General features: G+C 62.6%; 24 protein-coding genes and 4 tRNA genes. 6 read left to right on the forward strand and 22 right to left on the reverse strand.

The genetic code is table 11. From position 1 onward, the window contains the following. Positions 1–48 precede the first annotated feature (48 nt). The 11 genes from rpoB to tuf all read right to left on the reverse strand — a co-directional run bounded on the left by rpoB (position 49) and on the right by tuf (position 12,033). Positions 49–4,185, reverse strand: coding sequence for a DNA-directed RNA polymerase subunit beta (rpoB, locus tag FJ974_RS18700; protein WP_140538678.1), 4,137 nt, complete (start codon positions 4,183–4,185; stop codon positions 49–51). A 268-nt stretch (positions 4,186–4,453) separates the two neighbouring features. Beyond that, positions 4,454–4,834, reverse strand: coding sequence for a 50S ribosomal protein L7/L12 (gene rplL / locus FJ974_RS18705; protein ID WP_140538679.1), 381 nt, complete (start codon positions 4,832–4,834; stop codon positions 4,454–4,456). Between the two features lie 54 nt (positions 4,835–4,888). Beyond that, positions 4,889–5,407 carry a 50S ribosomal protein L10 gene (gene rplJ / locus FJ974_RS18710; protein ID WP_140538680.1) on the reverse strand — a complete coding sequence of 173 codons (519 nt, stop codon included), beginning with the start codon at positions 5,405–5,407 and terminating at the stop codon, positions 4,889–4,891. Between the two features lie 353 nt (positions 5,408–5,760). Beyond that, complete coding sequence (rplA, locus tag FJ974_RS18715) at positions 5,761–6,459, reverse strand: 50S ribosomal protein L1 (protein WP_140538681.1); 699 nt, start codon at positions 6,457–6,459, stop codon at positions 5,761–5,763. A 4-nt stretch (positions 6,460–6,463) separates the two neighbouring features. After that, a complete protein-coding gene (gene rplK, locus FJ974_RS18720) occupies positions 6,464–6,892 on the reverse strand; it encodes a 50S ribosomal protein L11 (RefSeq protein WP_140538682.1) in 429 nt (142 codons plus the stop codon). Positions 6,893–7,060: 168 nt separating this feature from the next. Further along, entirely contained in the window at positions 7,061–7,588 is a 528-nt protein-coding gene (gene nusG, locus FJ974_RS18725) for a transcription termination/antitermination protein NusG (protein WP_006333333.1), read from the reverse strand. A gap of 27 nt (positions 7,589–7,615) precedes the next feature. Continuing rightward, the gene (gene secE / locus FJ974_RS18730; protein WP_140538683.1) at positions 7,616–7,819 is read right to left on the reverse strand and encodes a preprotein translocase subunit SecE; all 204 of its coding nucleotides are present in this window, start codon (positions 7,817–7,819) and stop codon (positions 7,616–7,618) included. 361 nt (positions 7,820–8,180) lie between these two features. Next, positions 8,181–8,256 (reverse strand) — tRNA-Trp (locus FJ974_RS18735). 143 nt (positions 8,257–8,399) lie between these two features. Then, positions 8,400–8,882: a group II truncated hemoglobin gene (locus FJ974_RS18740; RefSeq protein WP_140538684.1), complete on the reverse strand. Its 483-nt coding sequence runs from the start codon at positions 8,880–8,882 to the stop codon at positions 8,400–8,402. A 136-nt stretch (positions 8,883–9,018) separates the two neighbouring features. Beyond that, positions 9,019–10,695, reverse strand: coding sequence for a hypothetical protein (locus FJ974_RS18745; RefSeq protein ID WP_140538685.1), 1,677 nt, complete (start codon positions 10,693–10,695; stop codon positions 9,019–9,021). Between the two features lie 159 nt (positions 10,696–10,854). Then, positions 10,855–12,033 carry an elongation factor Tu gene (gene tuf / locus FJ974_RS18750; protein WP_226891294.1) on the reverse strand — a complete coding sequence of 393 codons (1,179 nt, stop codon included), beginning with the start codon at positions 12,031–12,033 and terminating at the stop codon, positions 10,855–10,857. A gap of 297 nt (positions 12,034–12,330) precedes the next feature. Between tuf and FJ974_RS18755 the strand changes: the two genes are divergently transcribed. Beyond that, a complete protein-coding gene (locus tag FJ974_RS18755) occupies positions 12,331–13,218 on the forward strand; it encodes a DMT family transporter (RefSeq protein ID WP_140539311.1) in 888 nt (295 codons plus the stop codon). 24 nt (positions 13,219–13,242) lie between these two features. Here the strand turns inward: FJ974_RS18755 and FJ974_RS18760 are convergent, their stop codons facing one another. Together FJ974_RS18760 and FJ974_RS18765 are read right to left on the reverse strand one after the other, a co-directional pair. After that, a complete protein-coding gene (locus FJ974_RS18760) occupies positions 13,243–14,049 on the reverse strand; it encodes a sulfotransferase family 2 domain-containing protein (protein ID WP_140539310.1) in 807 nt (268 codons plus the stop codon). Positions 14,050–14,163: 114 nt separating this feature from the next. Then, positions 14,164–14,421: a GlsB/YeaQ/YmgE family stress response membrane protein gene (locus FJ974_RS18765; protein WP_140539309.1), complete on the reverse strand. Its 258-nt coding sequence runs from the start codon at positions 14,419–14,421 to the stop codon at positions 14,164–14,166. A 132-nt stretch (positions 14,422–14,553) separates the two neighbouring features. Between FJ974_RS18765 and FJ974_RS18770 the strand changes: the two genes are divergently transcribed. Further along, on the forward strand, positions 14,554–15,012 hold the full coding sequence (locus tag FJ974_RS18770; protein WP_140539308.1) for a YidB family protein: 459 nt from the start codon (positions 14,554–14,556) through the stop codon (positions 15,010–15,012). 89 nt (positions 15,013–15,101) lie between these two features. Here FJ974_RS18770 and FJ974_RS18775 read toward each other — a convergent pair. Together FJ974_RS18775 and FJ974_RS18780 are read right to left on the reverse strand one after the other, a co-directional pair. Further along, positions 15,102–15,175 (reverse strand) — tRNA-Gly (locus tag FJ974_RS18775). A gap of 88 nt (positions 15,176–15,263) precedes the next feature. Then, positions 15,264–15,348 (reverse strand) — tRNA-Tyr (locus FJ974_RS18780). 198 nt (positions 15,349–15,546) lie between these two features. Between FJ974_RS18780 and FJ974_RS18785 the strand changes: the two genes are divergently transcribed. Beyond that, complete coding sequence (locus FJ974_RS18785; RefSeq protein ID WP_140539307.1) at positions 15,547–16,410, forward strand: TrmH family RNA methyltransferase; 864 nt, start codon at positions 15,547–15,549, stop codon at positions 16,408–16,410. A gap of 76 nt (positions 16,411–16,486) precedes the next feature. Here the strand turns inward: FJ974_RS18785 and FJ974_RS18790 are convergent, their stop codons facing one another. The 3 genes from FJ974_RS18790 to gcl all read right to left on the reverse strand — a co-directional run bounded on the left by FJ974_RS18790 (position 16,487) and on the right by gcl (position 20,190). Then, positions 16,487–17,371, reverse strand: a complete 885-nt coding sequence (locus FJ974_RS18790) for a 2-hydroxy-3-oxopropionate reductase (RefSeq protein ID WP_140539306.1) — start codon at positions 17,369–17,371, stop codon at positions 16,487–16,489. Positions 17,372–17,600: 229 nt separating this feature from the next. Then, the gene (gene hyi / locus FJ974_RS18795; protein WP_140539304.1) at positions 17,601–18,398 is read right to left on the reverse strand and encodes a hydroxypyruvate isomerase; all 798 of its coding nucleotides are present in this window, start codon (positions 18,396–18,398) and stop codon (positions 17,601–17,603) included. 10 nt (positions 18,399–18,408) lie between these two features. Continuing rightward, positions 18,409–20,190: a glyoxylate carboligase gene (gene gcl, locus FJ974_RS18800; protein ID WP_140539303.1), complete on the reverse strand. Its 1,782-nt coding sequence runs from the start codon at positions 20,188–20,190 to the stop codon at positions 18,409–18,411. A 203-nt stretch (positions 20,191–20,393) separates the two neighbouring features. On the opposite strand from gcl, the gene bhcR reads away from it, so the two are divergent. Then, complete coding sequence (bhcR, locus tag FJ974_RS18805) at positions 20,394–21,215, forward strand: HTH-type transcriptional regulator BhcR (protein WP_140539302.1); 822 nt, start codon at positions 20,394–20,396, stop codon at positions 21,213–21,215. On the opposite strand, the gene FJ974_RS18810 is transcribed toward bhcR, so the two are convergent. The 3 genes from FJ974_RS18810 to FJ974_RS18820 all read right to left on the reverse strand — a co-directional run bounded on the left by FJ974_RS18810 (position 21,216) and on the right by FJ974_RS18820 (position 22,399). Beyond that, positions 21,216–21,575 carry a hypothetical protein gene (locus FJ974_RS18810; RefSeq protein ID WP_140539301.1) on the reverse strand — a complete coding sequence of 120 codons (360 nt, stop codon included), beginning with the start codon at positions 21,573–21,575 and terminating at the stop codon, positions 21,216–21,218. A gap of 169 nt (positions 21,576–21,744) precedes the next feature. Next, positions 21,745–22,056, reverse strand: a complete 312-nt coding sequence (locus tag FJ974_RS18815) for a BA14K family protein (RefSeq protein ID WP_140539300.1) — start codon at positions 22,054–22,056, stop codon at positions 21,745–21,747. A 175-nt stretch (positions 22,057–22,231) separates the two neighbouring features. Beyond that, positions 22,232–22,399 (reverse strand): hypothetical protein, encoded by a 168-nt coding sequence (locus FJ974_RS18820; protein ID WP_140539299.1) that lies wholly within the window; start codon positions 22,397–22,399, stop codon positions 22,232–22,234. 142 nt (positions 22,400–22,541) lie between these two features. Between FJ974_RS18820 and FJ974_RS18825 the strand changes: the two genes are divergently transcribed. Further along, positions 22,542–22,617, forward strand: a tRNA-Thr gene (locus FJ974_RS18825). 132 nt (positions 22,618–22,749) lie between these two features. Here the strand turns inward: FJ974_RS18825 and FJ974_RS18830 are convergent. Next, on the reverse strand, positions 22,750–23,316 hold the full coding sequence (locus tag FJ974_RS18830; RefSeq protein ID WP_226891295.1) for a DUF2569 family protein: 567 nt from the start codon (positions 23,314–23,316) through the stop codon (positions 22,750–22,752). A gap of 537 nt (positions 23,317–23,853) precedes the next feature. On the opposite strand from FJ974_RS18830, the gene FJ974_RS18835 reads away from it, so the two are divergent. Then, on the forward strand, positions 23,854–24,627 hold the full coding sequence (locus FJ974_RS18835) for an NAD kinase (RefSeq protein ID WP_140539296.1): 774 nt from the start codon (positions 23,854–23,856) through the stop codon (positions 24,625–24,627). The last annotated feature ends 147 nt before the right edge of the window (positions 24,628–24,774 follow it).

Here is a 24,774-nt window from a genome sequence, read left to right on the forward strand (position 1 = left end):
CGAAAGCCTTCTTCCGCGACCGGATGTCTTGATTACTCGGCCGCGCCCCTATTCAGCAGCATCTGGCAGCCGGACAGGGGTTTCGTCGAGCTTGGTGTTCTCCAATTCGACATTGAGGCCGAGAGACCGCATTTCCTTGACGAGAACGTTGAAGCTCTCGGGGATGCCGGCCTCGAAGGTGTCGTCGCCTCTGACGATCGCTTCGTAGACCTTGGTGCGGCCGGCGACGTCGTCCGACTTCACCGTCAGCATCTCCTGCAGCGTGTAGGCGGCGCCGTAGGCTTCCAGCGCCCAGACCTCCATCTCGCCGAAGCGCTGGCCACCGAACTGCGCCTTGCCGCCCAGCGGCTGCTGGGTGACGAGCGAGTACGGACCGATCGAACGCGCGTGGATCTTGTCGTCCACCAGGTGATGGAGCTTCAGCATATATATGTAGCCCATCGTCACTTTGCGATCGAACGGCTCGCCGGTGCGGCCGTCATAGAGCTGCGACTGACCGCTGGTGTGCAAGCCGGCCTGCTGCAGCATGGTGTTGATGTCGGCCTCGTGCGCGCCGTCGAACACCGGGGTCGCGATCGAGACGCCGCGGCGCATCTGCTCGCTGAGGCGAACGATGCTCTCGTCGTCATACTCGCGGACCGGCTCGTTGCGGTCGTTGGCCGGCATGAAGCTTTCCAGCGTCTTGCGCAGCGGCTTGATGTCGCCGCCCGCTTTGTACGCGTCGATCAACTCGCCGACCTTCCTGCCCATCCCGGCGCAGGCCCAGCCCAGATGCGTTTCCAGGATCTGGCCGACATTCATGCGGCTCGGCACACCCAGCGGGTTGAGCACGATATCGGCATGCGTGCCGTCCTCGAGGAAAGGCATGTCCTCGACCGGAACGATGCGCGACACGACACCCTTGTTGCCGTGCCGGCCGGCCATCTTGTCGCCCGGCTGCATCTTGCGCTTCACCGCCACGAAGACCTTGACCATCTTCATGACGCCCGGAGGCATCTCGTCGCCGCGCTGCACCTTCTCGACCTTGTCCATGAAGCGCTGCTCGAGCGCCTTCTTGGAATCGTCGTACTGGCCGCGCAGGGCTTCCAGCTCGCTCTGGAGCTTTTCGTTCTCCACCGCGAACTGCCACCACTGCGAGCGCGGATACTCGTCGAGCGTGTCCTTCGACAGCTTCGAGCCCTTCTTGAAGCCCTTCGGTCCGGCGATCGCCTCCTTGCCGACGAGCACGTCGGAAAGGCGGGCGTAGACGTTGCGGTCGAGGATCGCCTGCTCGTCGTCACGGTCCTTGGCCAAGCGCTCGATTTCCTCGCGCTCGATCGCCATGGCGCGCTCGTCCTTCTCGACGCCGTGGCGGTTGAAGACGCGCACTTCGACGACCGTGCCGAAGGTGCCCGGAGGCATTCGCATGGAGGTGTCGCGGACGTCGGAGGCCTTCTCGCCGAAGATGGCGCGGAGCAACTTCTCCTCCGGCGTCATCGGGCTTTCGCCCTTCGGCGTGATCTTGCCGACCAGGATGTCGCCTGGCTGCACTTCCGCACCGATATAGACGATGCCGGCCTCGTCGAGGTTCTTCAGCGCTTCTTCCGAGACGTTGGGAATGTCGCGCGTGATTTCCTCCGGTCCGAGCTTGGTGTCACGGGCCATGACCTCGAACTCCTCGATGTGGATCGAGGTGAAGACGTCGTCGGCCACGATGCGCTCGGAGAGCAGGATCGAGTCCTCGTAGTTGTAGCCGTTCCACGGCATGAACGCGACCAGCACGTTGCGGCCGAGCGCCAGATCGCCGAGCTCGGTCGACGGACCGTCGGCGATAATGTCGCCCTTGTTCAGCCGGTCGCCCACGCGCACCAGCGGACGCTGGTTGATGCAGGTGTTCTGGTTCGAACGCTGGAACTTCATCAGCCGGTAGATGTCGACGCCGGACTTGCCCGGATCGAGATCCTCGGTGGCGCGGATGACGATACGGGTGGCGTCCACCTGGTCGACCACGCCGCCGCGGCGGGCGCCGATGGCGGCGCCTGAGTCACGGGCGACGATCGGCTCCATGCCGGTGCCGACGAACGGCGCCTCGGCGCGCACCAGCGGCACGGCCTGACGCTGCATGTTCGAGCCCATCAGCGCGCGGTTGGCGTCGTCGTTCTCGAGGAACGGGATCAACGCTGCCGCCACCGACACCATCTGCTTGGGCGAGACGTCCATCAGGTCGACGTTCTCACGCGGCGCCATCATCACCTCGCCGGCATTGCGGCAGATGACGAATTCGTCGACGAAGCCGCCATTCTTGTCGAGCTCGGCATTGGCCTGCGCGACATGGTGCTTGGCCTCTTCCATCGCCGACAGATAGACGACCTCGTTGGTCAGCTTGCCGTTGACGATCTTGCGGTACGGGCTCTCGATGAAGCCGTATTTGTTGACGCGCGCGAACGTGGCGAGCGAGTTGATCAGGCCGATATTCGGGCCTTCCGGCGTCTCGATCGGGCAGATGCGGCCGTAATGCGTCGGGTGCACGTCGCGCACCTCGAAACCAGCGCGCTCGCGGGTCAGACCGCCCGGTCCAAGCGCCGACAGGCGGCGCTTGTGGGTGATCTCCGACAGCGGGTTGGTCTGGTCCATGAACTGCGACAGCTGCGAGGAACCGAAGAACTCGCGCACGGCGGCGGCCGCCGGCTTGGCGTTGATCAGGTCCTGCGGCATGACCGTGTCGATCTCGATCGAGGACATGCGTTCCTTGATCGCGCGCTCCATGCGCAGCAGGCCGACGCGGTACTGGTTCTCCATCAGCTCGCCGACCGAGCGCACGCGGCGGTTGCCGAGATTGTCGATGTCGTCGATCTCGCCCTTGCCGTCGCGGAGTTCAACCAGCGTCTTGACCACGGCCAGGATGTCCTCCTTGCGCAGCACGCGCACGGTGTCCTCGGCCTTGAGCTCGAGGCGCATGTTCATCTTGACGCGGCCGACGGCCGACAGATCATAGCGCTCGCTGTCGAAGAACAGCGAGTTGAACATGGCTTCGGCGGTCTCGAGCGTCGGCGGCTCACCCGGACGCATGACGCGGTAGATGTCGAACAGCGCGTCCTGGCGGCTCTCGTTCTTGTCGACGGCGAGCGTGTTGCGGATGTAGGCGCCGACATTGACGTGGTCGATGTCGAGGATCTGGATCTCGTCCTCGCCGGTGCCGAGCAGCACCTTCAAGGTCTTGTCGTCGATCTCGTCGCCGGCCTCGAGGAAGATCTCGCCGGTGGCGTAGTTGACGATGTCCTCGGCCAGATAATTGCCGAGCAGATCCTCGTCGGTCGCCTTGATGGCCTTCAGACCCTTTTCGCCGAGCTGGCGGGCCTGGCGGGCGGTGATCTTCTTGCCGGCCTCGACAACGACCTCGCCGGTGTCGGCATCGACGAGGTCGCCGACGGCCTTCAGGCCGCGGAAACGCTCGACGTTGAACGGAATGCGCCAGTGGTCGCCGGCGCGCTTGTAGGTGATCTTGTTGTAGAAGGTCGACAGGATCTCCTCGCCGTCCATGCCGAGCGCCATCAACAGCGACGTCACCGGAATCTTGCGGCGGCGGTCGATGCGGGCGTGCACGACGTCCTTGGAATCGAACTCGATGTCGAGCCACGAGCCGCGATAGGGGATGACGCGCGCGGCGAACAAAAGCTTGCCCGACGAGTGCGACTTGCCCTTGTCATGGTCGAAGAAGACGCCCGGCGACCGGTGCATCTGCGAGACGATGACGCGCTCGGTGCCGTTGACGATGAAGGTGCCGTTCGACGTCATGAGCGGCATGTCGCCCATGTAGACGTCCTGCTCCTTGATGTCCTTGATCGACTTGGCGCCGGTATCCTCGTCGATATCGAACACGATCAGGCGCAGCGTCACCTTGAGCGGCGCGGCATAGGTCAGGTCGCGCTGACGGCATTCGTCAACGTCGAATTTCGGTCCTTCGAACTCGTACTTCACGAATTCCAGCATCGAGGAGCCGGAAAAATCGGAGATCGGGAAGACCGACTTGAAAACGGCCTGCAGTCCTTCGTCGGGACGGCCGCCCTTGGGCTCGTCCACCATCAGGAACTGGTCATAGGATGCCTTTTGAACCTCGATCAGGTTCGGCATCTCCGCAACTTCCGGGATCTTTCCGAAGAACTTGCGTACGCGTCTGCGGCCATTGAAGGTCTGGGTATGGGCCATCGTCGCTCCTTAGCTCTAAACTCGGGACGAACCTCGCCGCGGTTCGTCTTGCACACAAATGGGCGCCTCGGCGGCTGCCCTTGTCGGTTTTTCCAACCGGCCTTTCCAATTGCTTGGCGGCGGCCGGTTAAAACGGGAGAAAACCCGTTTCCTGAAGGCCGCTGGCGGCCCTCAGGAAAGAGGTTTTCAAACATCTCGCGTGACGCAGCCTCCCCGGGTCGCCCAAGGGAGTGGCGGACGGCGCGAGGCCGCCCGCCGCTTCTTACGTTTACTTCAGGTCGACCTTGGCGCCGGCTGCTTCCAGCTGGGCCTTGAACTTGTCGGCGTCGGCCTTGGAAACGCCTTCCTTGACCGGCTTCGGAGCCGCTTCGACCAGATCCTTGGCTTCCTTGAGGCCAAGACCGGTGATGGCGCGGACTTCCTTGATGACGTTGATCTTCTGAGCGCCAGCCTCGGTGAGGACGACGTCGAATTCCGTCTTTTCCTCGACCGGAGCAGCGGCAGCGGCAGCGCCACCGCCAGCAGCGGCAACCGCCACCGGAGCAGCAGCCGAAACGCCCCACTTTTCTTCCAGAAGCTTCGACAGCTCGGCCGCCTCGAGGACGGTCAGCTTCGAAAGGTCGTCTACGATCTTTGCGAGATCAGCCATTGTTGTATTCCTTCATAAGGTTCGAACGTGTGTTTGTGATAGCGAGGAACGGCCTCATGCCGCCTCGTCCTTCCGGGCGTAAGCGCCGATGACACGCGCGACCGAAGCCGCGGGCGCATTGACGATCTGGGCGATCCGGGTTGCCGGCGTGGCGATCATGCCAACCAGCCTGGCGCGCAGCTCGTCGAGCGACGGCATCGTGGCGAGTGCCTTGACACCGTCGGCGTTGAGCGAGGTCGAGCCCATTGCGCCGCCGAGAATGATCAGCTTGTCATTCCCCTTGGCGAATTCGGACGCGATCTTCGGCGCCGCAATCGGATCCTCCGAATAAGCGACCAGCGTCTGTCCCTTGAACAGATCGATGATCGATGCGGAGTCCGTGCCCTGAAGAGCGATTTTGGCGAGACGGTTCTTCGCGACTTTGACGGTGCCACCGGCAGCGCGCATTTTCGACCGAAGGTCGTTCATTTGCGCGACGGTGATACCGGCGTAGTGGGCCACGACCACTGAACCCGCGTTCGAGAACGCATCGTTCAGGCCCGTGACGAGTTCGCGTTTTTCCGCTCTGTCCACTGCCTATCTCCAGTTGACCCCTGCCCCATTCACGGAACAGGCGTCGGGTTGCCTTTTGCCGGCCGGGCCATCCAATACGGATCTCCCGAACGACGCTCGAGGATCCTGCCCCCTTTCGCCACACCGACGGCCAAGCCGGCGATGCGCTGACAAAAGGCAAACACGGTTCGAACCTTTCATTGGAGCACTTGCTCCTTTGTCGGGTCTTCACCCGTCTCATGCAGGCCCACATGAATTAAGGCCCCCCTCTTGAACCAAGAATCGGGCCGCCTGCAATCTCGGACAGGATGTCCGGAAGCCTTCCGGCCTCCGGGTTACCGGGCCGCCGACGGATCGGCGGCCCGGAATTCATTTCACGACGCGGCGAGCGTCGCGATATCAAGCTTTAGGCCGGGGCCCATCGTCGAGGTGACCGACACCTTCTTGACGTAGTTGCCCTTGGCGCCGGCGGGCTTGGCCCTGTTCACCGCATCGGTGAAGGCCCGCACATTTTCTTCCAGCGCCTTGACGTCGAACGAGACCTTGCCGACGCCGGCCTGGACGATGCCGGCCTTCTCGACGCGGAACTCGACGGCGCCGCCCTTCGAAGCCTTGACGGCGGCCGCGACATCGGTGGTCACGGTGCCGACCTTCGGGTTCGGCATCATGCCGCGCGGGCCGAGCACCTTACCGAGACGACCGACCAGCGGCATCATGTCCGGCGTGGCGATGCAGCGGTCGAAGTCGATCGTGCCCTTCTGGACGATCTCGACCAGATCCTCGGCGCCGACGATGTCGGCGCCGGCGGCCCTGGCTTCATCGGCCTTGTCGCCGCGTGCGAACACGGCAACGCGCACCGAGCGGCCGGTACCGTTCGGCAGATTGACGACGCCGCGGACCATCTGGTCGGCGTGGCGCGGGTCGACGCCGAGATTCATCGCGATCTCGACCGTCTCGTCGAACTTCACCGAAGACCGCTCCTTGAGCAGCTTCAGGGCTTCACCAAGGGCATAGGCTTTGTTCGGGTCGATGCCCTCGCGGGTCTTTACCACGCGCTTTGCAATCTTTGCCATGATCTTAGCCCACCACTTCCAGGCCCATCGAGCGGGCGGAACCCTCGACCATGCGCATGGCCGCTTCGACATCGTTTGCGTTCAGGTCCTTCATCTTCTGCTCGGCGATCGCGCGCACCTTGTCGCGACTGATCGTGCCGGCCTTGACCTTGCCCGGCTCCTTGGAGCCCGACTTCAGGTTGGCGGCCTTCTTCAGGAAATAGCTCACCGGCGGCGTCTTCATGACGAAGGTGAACGACTTGTCCTGGTAGTAGGTGATGACGACCGGGATCGGCGACCCCTTCTCCATTTCCTGGGTCTGCGCGTTGAACGCCTTGCAGAACTCCATGATGTTAATGCCGCGCTGACCAAGCGCCGGGCCGATCGGGGGCGACGGCGTAGCCGAGCCCGCGGCAACCTGGAGCTTAAGCTGGCCTGCAACTTTCTTAGCCATCTCTATTCCTGCCTTTTCTCATGCCGGCCCCAAAGGGAATACCGGCGGTTGCAGTCTGGTGGTGCGGTTCCGGCGGCCGGCTAAGCCGCTTTCGCCTCCCACCCGTTCATGGCCGCACGACTTTTCGCGCCGCCTTCCCTGCCGCCGAACCGGAACAGGGATTTCGGATCAGCCCTTTTCGACCTGTCCGAATTCCAGATCGACGGGCACCGCGCGCCCGAAGATCGAAACTTCCACCTTGAGGCGGGCCCGCTCCTCGTCCACTTCCTGGACGAAGCCGTTGAAGGATGCGAACGGACCGTCCGAAACGCGGATCGCCTCGCCGATCTCGAAGGTGACCGAGGGCTTCGGCCGCTCGACGCCTTCCTGGACCTGGTTCAGGATGCGCTGCGCCTCCGCCTCGGTGATCGGCACCGGCTTGGAGTCGCCCAGGAACCCCGTGACCTTCGGCGTGTTCTTGACCAGCGAGAACACGGCATCCGTCAGATTGGCCTTCAACAGCACATAGCCCGGGAAGAACTTGCGCTCGGCATCGACCTTGCGGCCGCGGCGGATCTCGACGACCTTCTCGGTCGGCACGACGATCTGCTCGATATCGGCGGACAGGCCCTTCTGCTTGGCCTTGTTCTCGATGTCCTCGGCGACCTTCTTCTCGAAGTTCGAATAGGCGTGGACGATGTACCACCGCGCAGTCATTTCAAGCCGTCTCCGTAATCGCCGAACTTAGCGGCCGAGGTCCAAAATCCACTCGATCGCATAGCCCATGGCTATGTCGGCAGTGAAGAAGAAGATCATCGCGATAACCGCGAATACCAGGACCATCACCGTCGAGATCATAGTTTCGCGCCGCGATGGCCATGTCACCTTGGCCGTCTCCGCGCGGACCTGCTGGAGAAAGGTGAAAGGATTTGTGGTTTTCGAAGCCATTTGCCGCTCTGTCTTCAAGACCCGTTGGCCGGGTCTCCTGGATGATCCCGCTGGCCGGGACGTGCCGCCTGGGTTTGCTGCCGGCGCCGAATCGGCGCTAATCATTTCGCCCATGCAAATCAGACGCGTAAAGCCGGCTTCCCAGCTCCACGCGTCGCGTGTCTGTTCAGACTACATAAAACCGATTCTTGATCCACGCAAGTGGCAAGTGTCCGCTTTATGGCCAAGCGCCGCATCGGAACCATCCAGTCGTTCCGTCCCGGCTATGAGGGCCTTATGCCCCATGTCGGCTCATATGGCAAGCCACCCCGCGGATTTCAATGCCGGCACCGCAGTCAAGAAAATCGCCATTTTTGAGAAATGGCACGGGCAGCAGGGCTCGAACCTACGACCTGCGGTTTTGGAGACCGCCGCTCTACCAACTGAGCTATGCCCGTGCATGCGCGTTTCGGCGCAAGGCGCTTCCTAAAAGCTTCCGGGCGCTCTGTAAAGAGCGGTCTGAAGCCGTTTCATAGCCTTTTGCCGGAATTCCTCATTGTAACGCCAGGCGTCTGCGGCCCGCCCGAAACGGCTTACGGCTTCACTTGCCGGCGGGCGGCTTGTACGGGCCTCCCGGCAAGCCCCAGCCCCAGGCCGGCATCGGTTCGGTCTCAGGATCGCAGGTCTCGCCAAGCGTGGAATTCATCTTCGCCAGCCGCGATCCCCATTCGACATAGCCCATGAAGGCGGAGCGGAACTCGGGGTCGTCCGGCAGGCCGACCTCGTCGGCCGCGTCGGCGAGAAGATTGATCCAGCGCCGGCGCTGCTCCTCGGTCAGGTGCTTGCCGAGATGATGCATCACCATCTCGCGGTGGCCGCCAAATTTTTCGCTGTAAGTCTTCGGCCCGCCAAAGACCTCGCCGATGAAGGCCGCGACATGGGCCGGGTGGTCCGGCGACATATGCCTGAACACCGGGCCGACGACCGGATCCAGGGCCACCTTGTCGTAGAAGGTCTGCGTCAGCCGGTTGAGCCGCTCGATGCCGCCGACCCATTCGAACAAAGTCGGGATATGCTCGCTCATCGCCGATCCTCGCCTCTCGATGGTCGCCAAGATAAAGGCAAGCCCCTGCCCGGCTCAACCTGCCCCCATGGCCAGTGCGGACACGGGACTCTGATCTAAGTATCCGAAACCGCTGCACACTTTCGGCAGACATGCTTTATAGCTTGGCTGGCGCTTCGGCCTGGGCGTTGGCGGCCGGCAGAACCCGGCAATTGTCCGGCCTCGGTGTCGACTTGCAGATGGTAGCGCCGGTCAGCGCATCCACCGATTGCGGCCCCGTCGTCAGACCGAACTTCAGCAATTCGTTCTGACTGAGTTCCCTGTGCTTCGCATACTGCGCCGACTGCATCGCCACGAGCAGTCCCGAGCTGATCGCCATTTCGTCGAGATACGCTCTGACCTTTTCTTCCATACCCATGGCGTGCACGAGGAAATGCGAATTGGCACCGACGAAGCGCCTGGCGCCGCCGGCGATCATAACCGCGCAGGCCGCATCGCACTCGGCGCCGGCATCGACGGTAAGGCCGGCATGAAGCCCGTCCTTTGCAGCGCACCCCGCGGTGTCGGGATCGCAGTCGAGAAAGTCCGTTCGGCCGACCGCGACATCCAGCTTACGCTCACGGATCAGGCGGCCCGCGGCGAGCGCGCCGAGCACGTCGCCTCCCGGCGAGCTGATCACCACCGGCAGCTTGCGCTCACCGATGCCGTCGAGCAACTGACGCAGACTGTCGGGCGTGCCACCGGTAATTGTGCCCTCGGCCGAAATCCATTCCGGACAGTCGGGATTGCAAAGCGGGTTGCTGCCGCGAACGAGCACGAAGCGCATCTCCGGCTCACCCTTCGGCCATGCCGGCACCGCCGAGGCCTCGGGAAGAACAGGCTTGGCCTCGGCTATCGGCACCCCGGCCGGCCTGGCATTCTTTTCTGCCGGAATTTCACGGCAATTCACCGGCACGGGATTCAGCCGGCAAATTTTCCCCTCGGCCATGAGATCGAGGGAATCGAGGCTGGTGACCAGCTTTGTCTCCAGCATATCGTCGGGCTCGATCTGCCGGATATCGCTGGCGGGCGTTGCCTTCATCATTTCCAGCACGCCCTGCTCGATGCCCATCTCCCTGAGATAGGCCGAGAGCCGCTTCTCGACCGCCTTGCTCATCTCATAGGTCTTGTAGCTGCCGGCATCCTTGCGGCTGACGATCCTGGTGCTGACGACCTTCTTCTTGCCGTTCACAATTCTGTAGAGAGTCCGGTAGAGCAGTCTTTCGCGCCGATAGGTGGTGGTTATCTGGTGGACGCCGAGAAAGGCCCACTCGCCGACGACGCGATGGACGCCGCCGGCGAACATCAATGGGCAAGCCGAATTGCACATGGCGCCGCTGTCATAGGCGACGCCCAAATACGGCGCGGTCTTGCTGTCATTGTTCCGGCAGTTCTTCATCTCCGGCGAGCAGCCTGAAAACTCGGTTATGCCGACGGCGATATCGAGCTTGGCCTTGCGGATCATGCGGCCGAGCTGAAGTGCGGCGTCGACATTGCCGCCCGGAGAATTGACGACGATCGGCAATTGCCGGCCGCCGAGTGTCTTCAGCATGCGCTTGAGCAGCGCCGGCGTACCCGCCTCGATCGTGCCTTCCGCCGATATCCATTCCGGGCAGTTGGGCTCGCAGCCCGGCGCGCTGCTGCGCACCATAACGAAGCGCATCGTCGGGCCGTAGTCCGGCGCAGTTTCCCTGGCCATGGCAGCGAAGGCCGCCAGTCCCATGGCAAGGGTCAGCGCCAGGCGAACCAACCCGCGCCACCACCGAATGCTGTCTGAACGGCGTTCCGGAACCACTCTGCCAAACCCCACGGTGCAACCCATACTAATTGCCGCAATGGTGCTTGCAACAGCTTTGAAACCGACCGCGCAATACTTTTCCCGCCGGGCGCCAGAAACAAAAAAGGGCGGCCCGAAGACCGCCCTTTCTTTTCGAACCGGCTGCAGCCGGATCAATTATTCCTTGATGGTGACGACGATGCCGGCACCGACGGTGCGGCCGCCTTCACGGATGGCGAAGCGCAGCTTCTCTTCCATGGCGATCGGCACGATCAATTCGACATCGACGGTGATGTTGTCGCCGGGCATCACCATCTCGGTGCCGGCCGGCAGCGTCACGATGCCGGTCACGTCCGTGGTGCGGAAGTAGAACTGCGGACGGTAGTTGGTGAAGAACGGCGTGTGACGGCCGCCCTCGTCCTTGGTCAGGATGTAGGCTTCGGCCACGAACTTCTTGTGCGGCTTGACCGTGCCCGGCTTGGCCAGAACCTGGCCGCGCTCGACGCCCTCGCGGTCGATCGATGCGCGCAAGAGCGCGCCGATGTTGTCGCCGGCCTGGCCCTGGTCGAGCAGCTTGCGGAACATTTCCACGCCCGTGCAGGTCGTCTTGGCCGTCGGACGGATGCCGACGATCTCCAGCTCCTCGCCGACCTTGACCACGCCGCGCTCGACGCGGCCGGTCACCACCGTGCCGCGGCCCGAAATCGAGAACACGTCCTCGATCGGCATCAGGAACGGCTTGTCCAGCGGACGAACCGGCGTCGGGATATAGGCGTCGACCTGCGCCATCAGCTCGCGGATGGCGTCCTCGCCGATGGTCTTGTTGGAATCTTCCAGCGCAGCCAGCGCCGAGCCCTTGACGATCGGAATGTCGTCGCCGGGGAACTCGTTCTTGGTCAGAAGCTCGCGAACCTCGAGCTCGACCAGCTCGAGCAGCTCGGCATCGTCGACCTGGTCGACCTTGTTCAGGAACACCACGATCGACGGCACGCCGACCTGGCGGGCCAACAGGATGTGCTCGCGCGTCTGCGGCATCGGGCCGTCGGCGGCCGACACCACCAGGATGGCGCCGTCCATCTGCGCGGCACCGGTGATCATGTTCTTGACATAGTCGGCATGGCCGGGGCAGTCGACATGGGCATAGTGGCGGTTGGTCGTCTCATACTCGACGTGCGCCGTCGAAATGGTGATGCCGCGCGCCTTCTCTTCGGGCGCCGCGTCGATCTGGTCATAGCGCTTGTATTCGCCAAAATACTTCGTGATCGCCGCCGTCAGCGACGTCTTGCCATGATCGACATGCCCGATCGTGCCAATGTTCACATGCGGCTTGGTGCGCTCGAATTTACCTTTTGCCATAGTCTCTTTCCTTGGGCGGCCTTGACCTTCAGTTCAGTCGAATGCGGGGCGATTAGCGACAACGGCTGGAAAACACAAGTGCCTTGTGGCTGAGCGTTCTCTCAGTCGACCCGAACCAATGATCCGATTTCAGGAGATATGGACCGGATATAGGATTTGTCGACATGGATTCAAATGGGCGCGGCCCGCACACGGCGGCGGCCTGCAGTCGACTCATCAACAGCTTCGTGGGGATGTGAACTCCATGGCCATGGCTGGCCCATTGCCGCCGGAACACGGCTCTGATTTGTTCGGCAAATGCAGTTCATTCCGGCAAATATCCGTGGCCCGCTGTTCATGATCGTCTCGACGGGCTCCTATCTCGTCAACGACACCATGATGAAGCTCGCGACCAGCGGGCTGCCGCCCTACGAGGTGCTGTTCCTGCGCGGCGCGGCCGCGACGCTGTGGGGCATGCCGCTGCTGTTCATGCTGGGCTATGGCAGGCAGATCCCGCTGCTGTTGGAACGCAAGGTGCTGCGCCGCAATCTGCTCGAGCTGGCGGCGATCCTCTGCTACGTCGTGGCTTTAGCCAACATGCAGATCGCCGATTCGACCGCGCTAGGGCAAATCACGCCGCTGCTCATGCTGGTCGGTTCCTCGATCCTGTTCGGCGAGCGCATCGGGGCGGCCCGCATGGCGCTGATCGGCCTCGGCTTCATCGGCGCGGTCATGGTGGCACAGCCGACGATGCAGGGCATCTCGGTCTATGCCCTGCTGGCGCTCGGCAATGCGGCGCTTGCTGCGGGGCGCGATCTCGCCGGGCGCAAGGTCGGCGCCGACGTGCCGGGAATGATCGTCGCCATCTCCGCCGTCCTGGTGGTGCTGGTCGGCGCCGGCATCGCGCATCTCATCTCCGAACACTGGGTGATGCCGGGAGGCTACCACCTTTTGCTGCTCGCCGGCGCCGGCCTGTTCCTGATCTTCGGCCACTTCTTCATCTTCATGGCCTACCGCGTCGGCCCGACGAGCGCGGTAGCGCCGTTCTATTACTGCTTCACCGTCTGGGCGGTCATTTCCGGCCTGCTGGTGTTCGGGCAATTCCCCAATGCGCTTGCCGTCTGCGGCATCCTGCTGGTGGTCGGCAGCGGCCTCGCCGTCGTCTCGCTCGATGAAAGAAGGCGCCGGCTGACCGTGGTGGCCTGAGGCCATCAGCTTAGCAGCTGAGGCCTAATACCCTACCCGCTTTTCCAGCGGGCGTCTGGCCAGGAAATGCATGATGTTGCGAAACGTCCGTGGATAGAGGACGCGACCGTCACGGCGTGCGGTCGGATCGCCGTAGATGTGCAGCGAGGACGTTTCGGCGGGGTCGCCGTCGGGAATGCCACCCCATTTCGCCGGGACGTAATAGTCGATCAGGAAACCATAGTCGTAGCGGCAGAAGCGCATCGCTTTCGCCAGCGCGGCCGGCGACAGATCCGACGGGCTGACCTTCGATCTGGCGGCCTGCAGCCGGGGCACGGTGACTTTCCGGCCGCTGACGGAGGACAGGAATGCCTCAACCCCGTCCAGCTCTTCGAACTTGAAGACGTGCTCGAACAGGAAGAGGCTGGAACCGACAAAACAGCGCGGTGACGAGACGTGGAACTGAATGTCGCCTGAGCATGCGCAGTATTTTTCGATGTTGAGGATAAAGGTATCGAGATCCGGATTGGTCGGCAAACCGAAGCTCTTGAGCATTTCGGTGTTTGGAAATCGTGTCGTCAGCACGTCTGTGTCCAATATCCGGCTCGAATAAGCCGAGAGAAGCCGCTCCAGCGGGTCGCGAACGATCGTGAACTTGCCGCCGCGTCCGTCGTAGACAGGTGCGAATGGGTCGACCCAGTTCGTGGCCAGATGGCTGTGGACCTCATTTTCCGGATTGGCGAGAGGAGGTTGCCTGCCGCTTAGCGCCATCAGCACGTATTTGACGCTGCTGCTGCCGCTTTTCGGGATCGGGTAATAGGTGATTGGGACGCCTTGCGCCTGGATTGCCATTGCCGATCCGACCTTCGTGCCGGCCCAACGCCATTACGTCCGGCGGTCGCGCGGGCGACCGGCCCAGAGCTTGATATTCCGCAGCCGAAGAGCTGCGAGTTTAGTCTGATGCCTCTACAGCGTCCGCTTGCCGCTGATCTGGTGATAGGCCCAGAGCACGACGACCGACCCGATGACGGCGACGATCAGGCTCCAGATGTTGAGGCCGGTCACGCCCGCTGCGCCGAAAGCGCTGAAGATCAGTCCGCCGACGATGGCGCCGACGATGCCGAGCACGATATCCATGATCATGCCCTGGCCGGTCTTGTTGACGATCTTGCTGCCGATGAAGCCGGCGATCACGCCGAGAATGATCCAGCTGATGATACCCATTTTTTCCTCTCCATTCCCCTGCCGCTCCAATCATTTTCACATGATTGTCAAAAGCTCAAGACAGCTTGAATTTCCGCCCGATTGCGCCATTGTGGCGCGCGGGGACGGACTTGGTTGACATGGAGATCCACAATGGGACTGTTTGACAACGCCGTTCCTGGCGGCAACATCACCAAACCGCTGATGATCGCGCTCGGCGCGCTGCTGGTCGGCAAGATGCTGAGCGGCAGGGGCGATGACCAGCCGGCCGAAGCGCAGGCACCGGTTCCGACCCCGGCGGGAACCGAAACTTCCGCCGATGGCGGCCTGCTCGGCGGACTGGGCGGCCTGCTCAACAAGCTCAGAGACGCCGGCCACGGCAATGTCGCCGATTCCTGGGTCGGCACCGGCCAGAACCAGCCGATCAACGCCAACGACCTTGGCTCGGCAATCGGCCCGCAGGTCATCCGTGAGATCGCGCAGCGGACGGGCATGGACGAACAGGAACTGCTGAAGCAGCTCTCCACGGCGCTGCCCGGCATCGTCGACAAGCTGACGCCGAACGGCCAAATCCCACAGCACCACCAGGTCGCCTCGGCTTTCAACAGCTAAGCGTTAGCAGCGCGGTCAGACTTCGACAGATTTGCTGCGCGCAATATCGCGCAGCAAATCTGCGTGAACAGCTTGTATGGATGGAAATCTGGAGCGGGTAGCGGGAATCGAACCCGCATATTCAGCTTGGAAGGCTGCTGCTCTACCACTGAGCTATACCCGCGCCTTTCAGTTGCGTATCGGATTCACCCGAAAACTGCCAGGCACTTTTCATTCCGAAGCTTTGCGTTTCAGGGCTTCCGGGCCGGCAGTGGTGGAGAGGGTTGGATTCGAACCAACGTAGGCTAAGCCAACGGATTTACAGTCCGTCCCCTTTAACCACTCGGGCACCTCTCCAGTCTGCCGCCGGAGCCATGCAACGAGGCATTTCTGCCGATCCGGACCCGAGTTTGTCATCTCCGAAATCAGCGAAGCGCCTTATGGCGGCAAGGCCGGTGGGTGTCAACCGGCGCAGCCAGGGTTTTTCGGCGATGTGCGGCATTCGTCGCCACGGCCCATATCCTTAGCCGAGCGACACCGCTATAGAAGCCGGCCATGAGCGACAAGAAAAGCGACAAGCCGGGCACACCCAAAGACACCCATTACGCCAAGCTGCGGCGTGCGCATCGCGACCAGAAGGCCGGCGGCGCGCCGGCATTCCGGCCGCGCCAGCCGGTGCCGGCAGGCGATGCCGCCGCCGACGGGCTGGTGCGGCTTTACGGCCTGCATACGGTGCGGGCGGCACTCGACAATCCGCGCCGTAAGATCAGAAAAATGCTGGTGACCCGCAACGCCGCGGAACGGCTTTCGATCGGCGATCTTGCCGCCTTGCCTTTCAAGGCGGAACTGGTCGAGCCGAAGGACATCGATAAGGTCACGGGATCGGACGCCGTGCATCAGGGCGTGCTGATCGAGGCCGAGCCGCTGAAGCCCAAGCGCCTCGACGCGCTTGGCGACACCAGCCTGGTGCTGGTGCTCGACCAGGTCACCGATCCCCACAATGTCGGCGCCATCCTGCGCTCGGCGGTCGCCTTCGGCGCCGGCGCGCTGATCACCACCGCTCGCCACAGCCCGCAGGAATCCGGCGTGCTGGCGAAATCGGCTTCCGGCGCGCTGGAGCATATCGACCAGATCGAGGTGAAGAATCTTGCCGACGCGCTCAGCCAGCTGCATGAGGCCGGCTTCCAGACCATCGGGCTCGACTCGGACGGGCCGGCGGAACTGGAGAAGAGTTTTGCCGGCGACAAGATCGCGCTGGTGCTCGGGGCCGAAGGCAAGGGCCTGCGCCAGAAGACGCGCGAGACGGTGACGACGCTGGCACGGCTCGACATGCCCGGCGCGATCCGCTCGCTCAACGTGTCGAACGCGGCGGCGGTGAGCCTTTATGCGGCGAGGAAATTCCTAGTGAGTAGTGAGTAGTGAGTAGTGAGTAGTGAGTAGTGAGTAGACTCGAGCACGAATTCCCTACTAACTACTCACTAATTTCTACTCGCTTCTAGCCCACTTCGTGGGCTGCCATCCGCTCCAGCGCCCTGACCAGCGCCGAGTGATCCTCCTTGGCGCCGCCATTGGCTGCGCAGGAATTGAACAGCTGTTGCGTGGTCGAGGTGTTGGGCAGTGCGACACCAAGCGACTTCGCTCCCTCCAGCGCCAGGTTGAGGTCCTTCTGGTGCAGTTCGATGCGGAAGCCCGGCGTGAAGGTGCGCTTGACCATGCGCTCGCCATGCACTTCGAGGATGCGCGAGGCTGCGAGCCCGCCCATCAGGGCCTGGCGCACCTTGGCCGGATCGGCCCCGGCTTTGGAAGCAAAGACAAGCGCCTCGGCGACGGCCTCGATGGTCAGCGCGACGACGATCTGGTTGGCGACCTTGGTGGTCTGGCCGACGCCGTTCGGGCCAACCAGCGTGATGTTCTTGCCCATCTTCTCGAACACCGGCCTGGCGCGCTCGAATGGCTTGTCCTCGCCGCCGACCATGATGGTCAGCGACGCCGCCTTGGCACCGACCTCGCCGCCCGACACCGGCGCATCGAGATAGTCGCAGCCGAGCTCGTTGATTTTTTTGGCGAAATCCCTGGTGGCGATCGGCGAGATCGAGCTCATGTCGATGACGAGCTTGCCCTTCGACAAGCCTGAGGCGACGCCGTTGTCGCCGAAGAGAACGTCGGCCACTTGCGGCGTATCGGGAACCATCAGGATGACGATGTCGGCGGCTTTCGCCACGGCGCTGTGGCCGGAAACGGTTTTCAGCCCCTTGCCGACGAGCTCGGCCGGCGGCTTCGAGCGGTGGTCGCTGGCGATGACCGTATAGCCGGCGTCGAGCAGATGCCCCGTCATCGGCGCGCCCATGATGCCGAGGCCGATGAAGCCGATGGTTTCCATTTAAATCTCCATCTTGTTGTTAAGCCGCGATCCTTCGCGCCCCCCTCTGGCCTGCCGGCCATCTCCCCCACAAGTGGGGAGATCAGCAGCTTCAGCGCGTCGCTTGCTCCTGCAAACGCTGCAGATTGGCGAAAGCAGGGGCGACGTCCGATCTCCCCCCTTGTGGGGGAGATGGCCGGCAGGCCAGAGGGGGGCGCGAAGGATCGCGAGTTCTGCAATATTCCTGCTGCTAAGCCGCTGCACTTCCCTTACCAGCCAACTCCCTGAACCACCCCAGCCCTGCCTCCGTACCCGCCTTCGGCTTGTATTCGGCGCCGATCCAGCCGGAATAACCGATCCGGTCGATATGCTCGTAGAGGAAGGGATAGTTGATCTCGCCCGTCCCCGGCTCGTGACGGCCGGGATTGTCCGCAAGCTGGATATGCGCGATGCGGCCGAGGTTAGTCTCGATGGTGCGGGCGAGATCCCCCTCCATGATCTGCATGTGGTAGATATCGTATTGCAGGAACAGGTTCTTCGAGCCGATGCGGTCGATCAGCGCCAGCGCCTGGTCCGTGTAATTGAGGAAGAAGCCCGGAATGTCGCGAGTGTTGATCGGCTCGATCAACAGTTTTATGCCGGCCTGCTCCAGCTTCTCGGCGGCGAAGGCGAGGTTCTCGGCAAAGACGTTTTCCAGGACGGCGCGATCGGCGCCCTGCGGCGCGATGCCGGCCAAGCAATTGACCTGCTCGCAGCCCAGCGCATGGGCGTAAGTGATCGCCTTGGCGATGCCTTGCCGGAATTCCGGCACGCGATCGGGCAGTATGGCAATGCCGCGCTCGCCCTTGCCCCAGTCGCCGGCCGGCAGGTTGAACAGCACCTGGCTGAGTCCGTTCTTTTTGAGCCGCGCGGCCACGACATCCGGCGCATGGTCGTAAGGGCCGATATATTCGACGCCCTTGAAGCCGGCGCGGCCCGCCGCATCGAAGCGGTCGAGAAACTCGTGCTCGCCGAAGAGCATCGAAAGATTGGCTGAAAAGCGCGGCATTCTTTTTCTCCTAATCGAGCATCACAATCGCTGTCGGCGCGTCCTCATGGCTTTCGGCAAGCTCCTCGAATTCGGTGACCTTGTCGATTTCCGTGCCCATGGAAATGTTGGTGACGCGCTCCAGGATGAATTCGAGCACCACCGGAACCTGGTACTCCTTCATCAGGCGCTCAGCCTCCTTGAAGGCACCTGCGAACTCTTCGGGCTTGCGCACGCGGACCGCCTTGCAGCCCATCGCCTCGGCGACCGCGACGTGGTCGACGCCGTAGCCGGCCTCGGGATCGTTCGCCCGATTGACGTTTTCGAAGGCGAGGCTGACTTCGTAATCCATCGAAAAACCGCGCTGCGCCTGGCGGATCAGGCCGAGATAAGCGTTGTTCACGACGACATGGATGTAGGGCAGCCTGTATTGCGCGCCGACCGCCAGCTCCTCGATCATGAACTGGAAATCGTAGTCGCCGGAAAGCGCGACGATGCTGCGCTCGGGGTCGGCGGCGCGCACGCCAAGCGCTGCCGGCAGCGTCCAGCCAAGCGGGCCGGCCTGGCCGCAATTGATCCAGTTGCGCGGCTTGTAGACATGCAGGAACTGTGCGCCGGCGATCTGCGACAGGCCGATCGTGGTGACATAGGTGGTGTCGCGGCCGAACGCCCTGTTCATCTCCTCATAGACGCGCTGCGGCTTCAGCGGCACCTGCTCGAAATGCGTCTTGCGCTTCATGGTCTTCTTGCGGCTCTGGCATTCCTTCGCCCAGCCCGACCAGTCACGCAGCCTGCCGGCCGTGCGCCATTCGGTGGCGACGTCGAGCAGCATCTTCAGCGCTGCGCCCGCATCCGAGACGACGCCGAGGTCCGGCGCGAAGACGCGGCCGATCTGGGTGGGCTCGATATCGACATGGATGAATTTCTTGCCCCTGGTGTAGACGTCGACCGAACCGGTGTGACGGTTGGCCCAGCGGTTGCCGATGCCGAAGACGAAATCGGCCGCCAGCATCGTCGCATTGCCGTAGCGATGCGAGGTCTGCAGCCCGCACATGCCGGCCATCAGCCGGTGGTCGTCGGGGATCGCGCCCCAGCCCATCAGCGTCGGGATAACAGGCACGCCGGTGATCTCGGCGAACTCGATCAGCAGATCGGAGGCATCGGAATTGATGATGCCGCCGCCGGCGACGATCAGCGGTTTTTCCGCTTCGTTCAGCATCGCCAGCGCCTTCTCGGCCTGGGCGCGCGTCATCGCCGGCTTGAAGGGAAGAAGCGGCTCATAGGCGTCGATATCGAACTCGATCTCGGCCAGCTGCACGTCGACCGGCAGGTCGACCAGCACCGGACCGGGCCGCGACGAGCGCATCAGATGAAACGCCTTCTGCAGCGCCATCGGCACCAGGTAAGGCTCCATGACGGTGACCGCCCATTTGGCGACGGGCGCTGCGATCGCGGCGATGTCGACGGCCTGGAAGTCCTCCTTGTTGAGCCGCGCCCGCGGCGCCTGGCCGGTGATGCAGAGGATCGGAATGGAATCGGCCGCCGCCGAATAGAGACCGGTGACCATGTCGGTGCCGGCCGGGCCGGAGGTGCCGATGCAGAGCCCGATATTGCCTGCCCTGGCCCGCGTGTAACCTTCGGCCATATGCGAGGCGCCCTCGACATGGCGGGCCAGCACATGGCGGATGGTTCCCCTCGCCTTCAGCGCCGAATAAAGCGGGTTGATCGCCGCGCCCGGCACGCCGAAGGCGCACGAAATGCCTTCCTTTTCGAGAACGAGAACCGCAGCATCGACAGCACGCATCCTGGCCATGTCCAGCCTCCACTTCATTGGTTGGCTTGGACAATGCCAGCACTCCAGCCATTTTTCAATTTTTTCAGAATATTTTTCCATTTCCAAGAAACGCGTTTTGTGAATTGATTTTAAATAGCTTTTCGTTTTTCAGAAATCTACCTGGCAAAATCGATGGAAAACTTTTTCATTGCGCGTCGGGCGAAATCCGCCAGAATGCGGCCATGGAAACCAGCGAAAAACGCCAGCGCGGCCGGCCGCGCTCCTTCAACGGCCCATCGGAAACTGCTTCGGTGCAGTCGCTCGACCGGGCGCTGCGCATCCTGGCGATCGTCGCCGAGGCCAGCGGCCTGTCGCTGAGCGAAGTAGCGGAGCGCAGCGGCCTTGCCGCATCCACCGCCTACCGCATGCTGACGACGCTGGAAAACCACGGCATGGTCGAATTCGATACGACCGACCAGTTGTGGTCGATCGGCGTGGAGACCTATCGCATGGGTTCCGCCTTCCTGCGCCGCCGCAAGCTGGTCGACCGCGCCCGCATCGTCATGCAGGAACTGATGGAAAAGACCGGCGAGACGGCCAATCTGGGTGTCGCCGAGGACGACTGCATCGTCTTCGTCAACCAGGTCGAGACGCATCAGGCGATCCGCGCCTTCTTCCGGCCGGGCACGCGCAGCTCCTTCCACGCTTCCGGCATCGGCAAGGCGGTGCTGGCCCATCTCGAACCGGAACGGGTCGCGGCGATCCTGCGCAAGGCGGGCCTGCAGCGCTACACCGACAAGACGCTCTCCGACATCTCGGCGCTCGCCCATGACCTGGCGACGATCAAGCATCGCGGCTGGTCGGTCGACGACGAGGAGCGGCATCCCGGCATGCGCTGCGTGGCCGCCGCCATCTTCAATGAGTTCGGCGAGCCTATCGGCGGCGTTTCGGTGTCGGGACCGACGGTTCGCGTCACGCCGGAGCGCCTGGCCGAGATCGGACCGCTGGTGCGCGACGCGGCGGCGGAAGTGACCAAGATGATCGGCGGCGCGAAAGCCTACTAATTAAGACGCGCCTGGCAATGCGCTCTTTGCCGATATGTCGAAGAAATCGAGCAGGATGGCCAGACCGACGCCACAGGCCGCCAAGATGAGGCCGGCGATGAATATCCGACAGGCGCGGTCATGAATGCTTCGCTTCAGGGATTTGACGTCGAGCAGAATGGCAAGCGCCCGCATCTGCAGCGCGATACCGACCAGGATCGGCAGGACGGCAATCAGATGATAGGTCTGCCATGGGATCGGGTTGGCAGCCCAATGGGTGATGAATCCTAGCGAGAACGCCAGCAGGATGCCGACGATGGTGATGGTGCCGTTGCGGAAAACCGGTTCGACCCGTTCTTCCTTAGGATCCTGATTGTCCAAGCGACCCTCCCCTCGATTGCCGTCGAGGTCAGATTAAACGCTCCGAAAATCCCTGTATACCGCTGGTCGCCTTGCGAGGACCGGCTACCGAAGCAGCGTTTGAGTTCACCGTGCAGACAGCAAAAAAGGAGCCCTCGCGAGCCCCTCTTTTTGCTGGCACGACCTGCTCTCAGAGGCGGCAATAGTGAGGATAGCCGTCGTAGCCGATATAGGTGTCCGAGCTCGGTTCATAGCTGGGGTACCGGGCGAGGCAGCGGCGGACGTGCCAGGAACCGCCGTACTCATCCACGTAGACCGGCTCTGGCTGCGGTTGGGAGAGCAGGCTGCCGAGAACGAAGCCGCCGACGCCGGCAGCGATGCCGATACCGATTTCGCGGTTGTGGTGATGGCTGTGGGCGGCCGAAGGCTGGACGGTGCCGGCCAGGGTGCTGGCGGCGACGGTGGTGGCGATGAGGCCGGAAACGAGTGTGCGCTTGAACATGACGATCTCCTTGGTTGGTTGACCGAGGCGATCCATCCGCCTCTTGATCGTCTGTCGTCGCGGCGAGGAAAAAGGTTCGAGGATTTTTTTAGTGAATTAGCGAGTAGTGAGTGGTGAGTGGTGAAATCCGGGACTGAAGCCCTACTCGCTACCGACTATTCACTACTCACTCTCTTCACCCCATCCCCGTGATATGGCGCAGCCAGAACGCAAGCGCGATGAAGCCGATGATGGTGGCGACGCCGGTCCAGTCGATATTGGCCTTCTTCAGATCGCTGACGAGCTTCACCAGCAGAAGCCAACTCACCACAACAATCGGCAGGATGATGACGAATCTGATCATGCGACACCCGTTCGATGCGATTGCACCTGGACAGAATGTAGGAAGCCGATTGACGGTTTTCAGCATGCCGGTCCCGGCACGGGTCCATTAGCAACGGAGTTTTGTCTTTACTGACGCACCAAATATGCTACCGGAGCGCCGTGCCCTTGTAGCTCAGCTGGTAGAGCAGCGGTTTTGTAAACCGAAGGTCGCGGGTTCGATCCCTGCCGGGGGCACCACCCTTCGCTCTTTGAGCTTCGGGTGGCAGGCCACCCGGAGCTTGTTGGACGAGGGAGCGTCCTCCGAAGCCTTGGCGAAGGACGACACCAGAATTGAACCGACATGCGAAGAGTTGAACCCGGCTGATGCCGCTAAGGGGAAGTCGCGATCTGCGCGGCGGCTACAGCTTCGCCGAAGGTGTTTTTCACCCTGATCGACTTGTGGATGTAGGCGACCCAAATCCCGGTCAGAACAAACGACACAATGGGTGCGACCAGCGCATCTCCCGCAACAACTTGGCTGATTGGAGCACCTAGAATCGTAGAGGTCCAAACAGCGTCGAGTACGAATACAAGGGGGATCGCGATCCATTGGTACAGGAACAGCTGCTTGAACCGGGGGCTCCGCCTCAGCATTGCAACAAGAACAACCACCTGCAGCGCTGTAAACGCCAATAACAATCCTATTTCACCGTAGACTGCCAATGGGCCGTTCGGCAGCGGCATGAGCTGCTTGTAACCGTCGCTCGACGAGACCAGGTCTGCCAACGTACGGAACAGCGACAAGGTCTGACCGATTGCCAGCAACAACAACCAGCCACCAAATCCCACGAGCTCCCCTGGGTTCTGTGACGGCCTGGCAGCTGATCGAACGGCAAAGAAAGCAGGCACGCCAATCAGCAGCAGCAGAATTGCCCAATGCCAGACAGGAAACTGCATCAACCCTTCCCCCTTTATGCGCTCTTAGGTTGTATCTGATTTCCAGTTTCGACTCAAGGGGGAAACGGCAGGTGCTGTCACCTGCCGCGGAGCGGTTTAGAGTCAGGCGTGAATTGGCCTCAAAGCGCCCTTTGCGGGCAAGGCATTGCGGTGGCATCGCCGCAGCGGGAGGCGGCCGGCTGGGGGCGCTGGCTCATCTCCTCCGAATGGCGCACCAGTTCGGCGAACATGAGGGCGAAACTGCCCATCATCACAACGACTATGATCAGACGCGTTACCGGCAATAGACAGGTCTCTCGACTGGCCAGCCCCCGCCAACCCATCCACTGCGGGCTAACATGACCGATGCGGCTTTACGAGTGTTTAAGCTCCGCCTTAACCATTCCCGCCATCACATTCATTGCGCGCCTGTCACGAAGCGCGAGCGGCTGGCAAACTGCTGCCGCGCCTCGCCACCCTTTGCAGAGGCGGGCGGCGCATGCTACGCCGTCGCGGGCGCGGCCCATGCCAGGCGGCCGCGATTGCCGTCCGGGATCCATGAGCAAAACCGCCAGCCGTTTCGCCTTCGTCTCTTCCGACACCGACGACGCCCGCGCGGCGCTGGAAAGCCTGTCGTCGCGCTATGGGCAGACGCCGATCGCCGACGCCGAGATCGTCATCGCGCTCGGCGGCGACGGCTTTCTGCTGCAGACCCTGCGCGACACGATGAGCACGGGAAAGCGTGTCTACGGCATGAACCGCGGCACCATCGGTTTCCTGATGAATGAATATCGCGCAGGCGGCCTCGAGGAGCGCATTTCGAGGGCCGTGTCCGAGACGATCCGCCCACTGGAAATGCAGGCGGTGACCTACGAAGGCGAAACGGTTTGCGCGCTGGCGATCAATGAAGTGGCGCTTTGGCGCCAGTCCTACCAGACGGCGAAAATCCGCATTACCGTCGACGAGCAGGTGCGGCTGGAGGAGTTGAACTGCGACGGCGTCATGATCGCGACGCCTGCCGGCTCCACCGCCTACAATCTGTCGGCGCACGGGCCGATCCTGCCGCTCGACGCACCGCTTCTGGCGCTGACCCCGGTCAGCCCATTCCGGCCGCGCCGCTGGCGCGGCGCGCTGCTTTCCAACAAGGCGACCGTGCGCTTCGACATACTGGAAGCGGAAAAGCGCCCGGTCAACGCGGCCGCCGACCACACCGAGGTCAAGGCGGTGGCTTCTGTCATCGTGCGGGAATCGCCGACCGCGACAGCGACGCTGCTGTTCGACCCCAACCATTCGTGGAACGAACGCATTCTCGCAGAACAATTCCGCTATTGAGCCGGCGCAAAGACACCGGTTCGATTAAACAACCCGGTTAAGGTTACGTCTTCACAATCGTCGCATTTCCGGCCGTTTCTGTTGACAAATCGCGGACTTGCCCCTAACTGCAGGACTGATCTTGCAGGCGCGCGGCGCTTGCCGCGC

The organism is Mesorhizobium sp. B1-1-8 (assembly GCF_006442795.2).
Classification (GTDB): domain Bacteria; phylum Pseudomonadota; class Alphaproteobacteria; order Rhizobiales; family Rhizobiaceae; genus Mesorhizobium.

What these genes read in the sequence shown, in the direction of transcription:
- FJ974_RS18785 (WP_140539307.1), top strand. Translation starts at nt 15,547, where the DNA reads ATGAGCGACAAGAAAAGCGACAAGCCGGGCACACCCAAAGACACCCAT.
- hyi (WP_140539304.1), bottom strand. Translation starts at nt 18,398, where the DNA reads ATGCCGCGCTTTTCAGCCAATCTTTCGATGCTCTTCGGCGAGCACGAG.
- rpoB (WP_140538678.1), bottom strand. Translation starts at nt 4,185, where the DNA reads ATGGCCCATACCCAGACCTTCAATGGCCGCAGACGCGTACGCAAGTTC.
- gcl (WP_140539303.1), bottom strand. Translation starts at nt 20,190, where the DNA reads ATGGCCAGGATGCGTGCTGTCGATGCTGCGGTTCTCGTTCTCGAAAAG.
- FJ974_RS18790 (WP_140539306.1), bottom strand. Translation starts at nt 17,371, where the DNA reads ATGGAAACCATCGGCTTCATCGGCCTCGGCATCATGGGCGCGCCGATG.
- rplK (WP_140538682.1), bottom strand. Translation starts at nt 6,892, where the DNA reads ATGGCTAAGAAAGTTGCAGGCCAGCTTAAGCTCCAGGTTGCCGCGGGC.
- FJ974_RS18760 (WP_140539310.1), bottom strand. Translation starts at nt 14,049, where the DNA reads ATGGCAATCCAGGCGCAAGGCGTCCCAATCACCTATTACCCGATCCCG.
- tuf (WP_226891294.1), bottom strand. Translation starts at nt 12,033, where the DNA reads ATGGCAAAAGGTAAATTCGAGCGCACCAAGCCGCATGTGAACATTGGC.
- FJ974_RS18770 (WP_140539308.1), top strand. Translation starts at nt 14,554, where the DNA reads ATGGGACTGTTTGACAACGCCGTTCCTGGCGGCAACATCACCAAACCG.
- FJ974_RS18765 (WP_140539309.1), bottom strand. Translation starts at nt 14,421, where the DNA reads ATGGGTATCATCAGCTGGATCATTCTCGGCGTGATCGCCGGCTTCATC.
- FJ974_RS18755 (WP_140539311.1), top strand. Translation starts at nt 12,331, where the DNA reads ATGCAGTTCATTCCGGCAAATATCCGTGGCCCGCTGTTCATGATCGTC.
- rplL (WP_140538679.1), bottom strand. Translation starts at nt 4,834, where the DNA reads ATGGCTGATCTCGCAAAGATCGTAGACGACCTTTCGAAGCTGACCGTC.
- bhcR (WP_140539302.1), top strand. Translation starts at nt 20,394, where the DNA reads ATGGAAACCAGCGAAAAACGCCAGCGCGGCCGGCCGCGCTCCTTCAAC.
- FJ974_RS18835 (WP_140539296.1), top strand. Translation starts at nt 23,854, where the DNA reads ATGAGCAAAACCGCCAGCCGTTTCGCCTTCGTCTCTTCCGACACCGAC.
- FJ974_RS18815 (WP_140539300.1), bottom strand. Translation starts at nt 22,056, where the DNA reads ATGTTCAAGCGCACACTCGTTTCCGGCCTCATCGCCACCACCGTCGCC.
- FJ974_RS18740 (WP_140538684.1), bottom strand. Translation starts at nt 8,882, where the DNA reads ATGAGCGAGCATATCCCGACTTTGTTCGAATGGGTCGGCGGCATCGAG.
- secE (WP_140538683.1), bottom strand. Translation starts at nt 7,819, where the DNA reads ATGGCTTCGAAAACCACAAATCCTTTCACCTTTCTCCAGCAGGTCCGC.
- rplA (WP_140538681.1), bottom strand. Translation starts at nt 6,459, where the DNA reads ATGGCAAAGATTGCAAAGCGCGTGGTAAAGACCCGCGAGGGCATCGAC.
- nusG (WP_006333333.1), bottom strand. Translation starts at nt 7,588, where the DNA reads ATGACTGCGCGGTGGTACATCGTCCACGCCTATTCGAACTTCGAGAAG.
- FJ974_RS18820 (WP_140539299.1), bottom strand. Translation starts at nt 22,399, where the DNA reads ATGATCAGATTCGTCATCATCCTGCCGATTGTTGTGGTGAGTTGGCTT.
- FJ974_RS18830 (WP_226891295.1), bottom strand. Translation starts at nt 23,316, where the DNA reads ATGCAGTTTCCTGTCTGGCATTGGGCAATTCTGCTGCTGCTGATTGGC.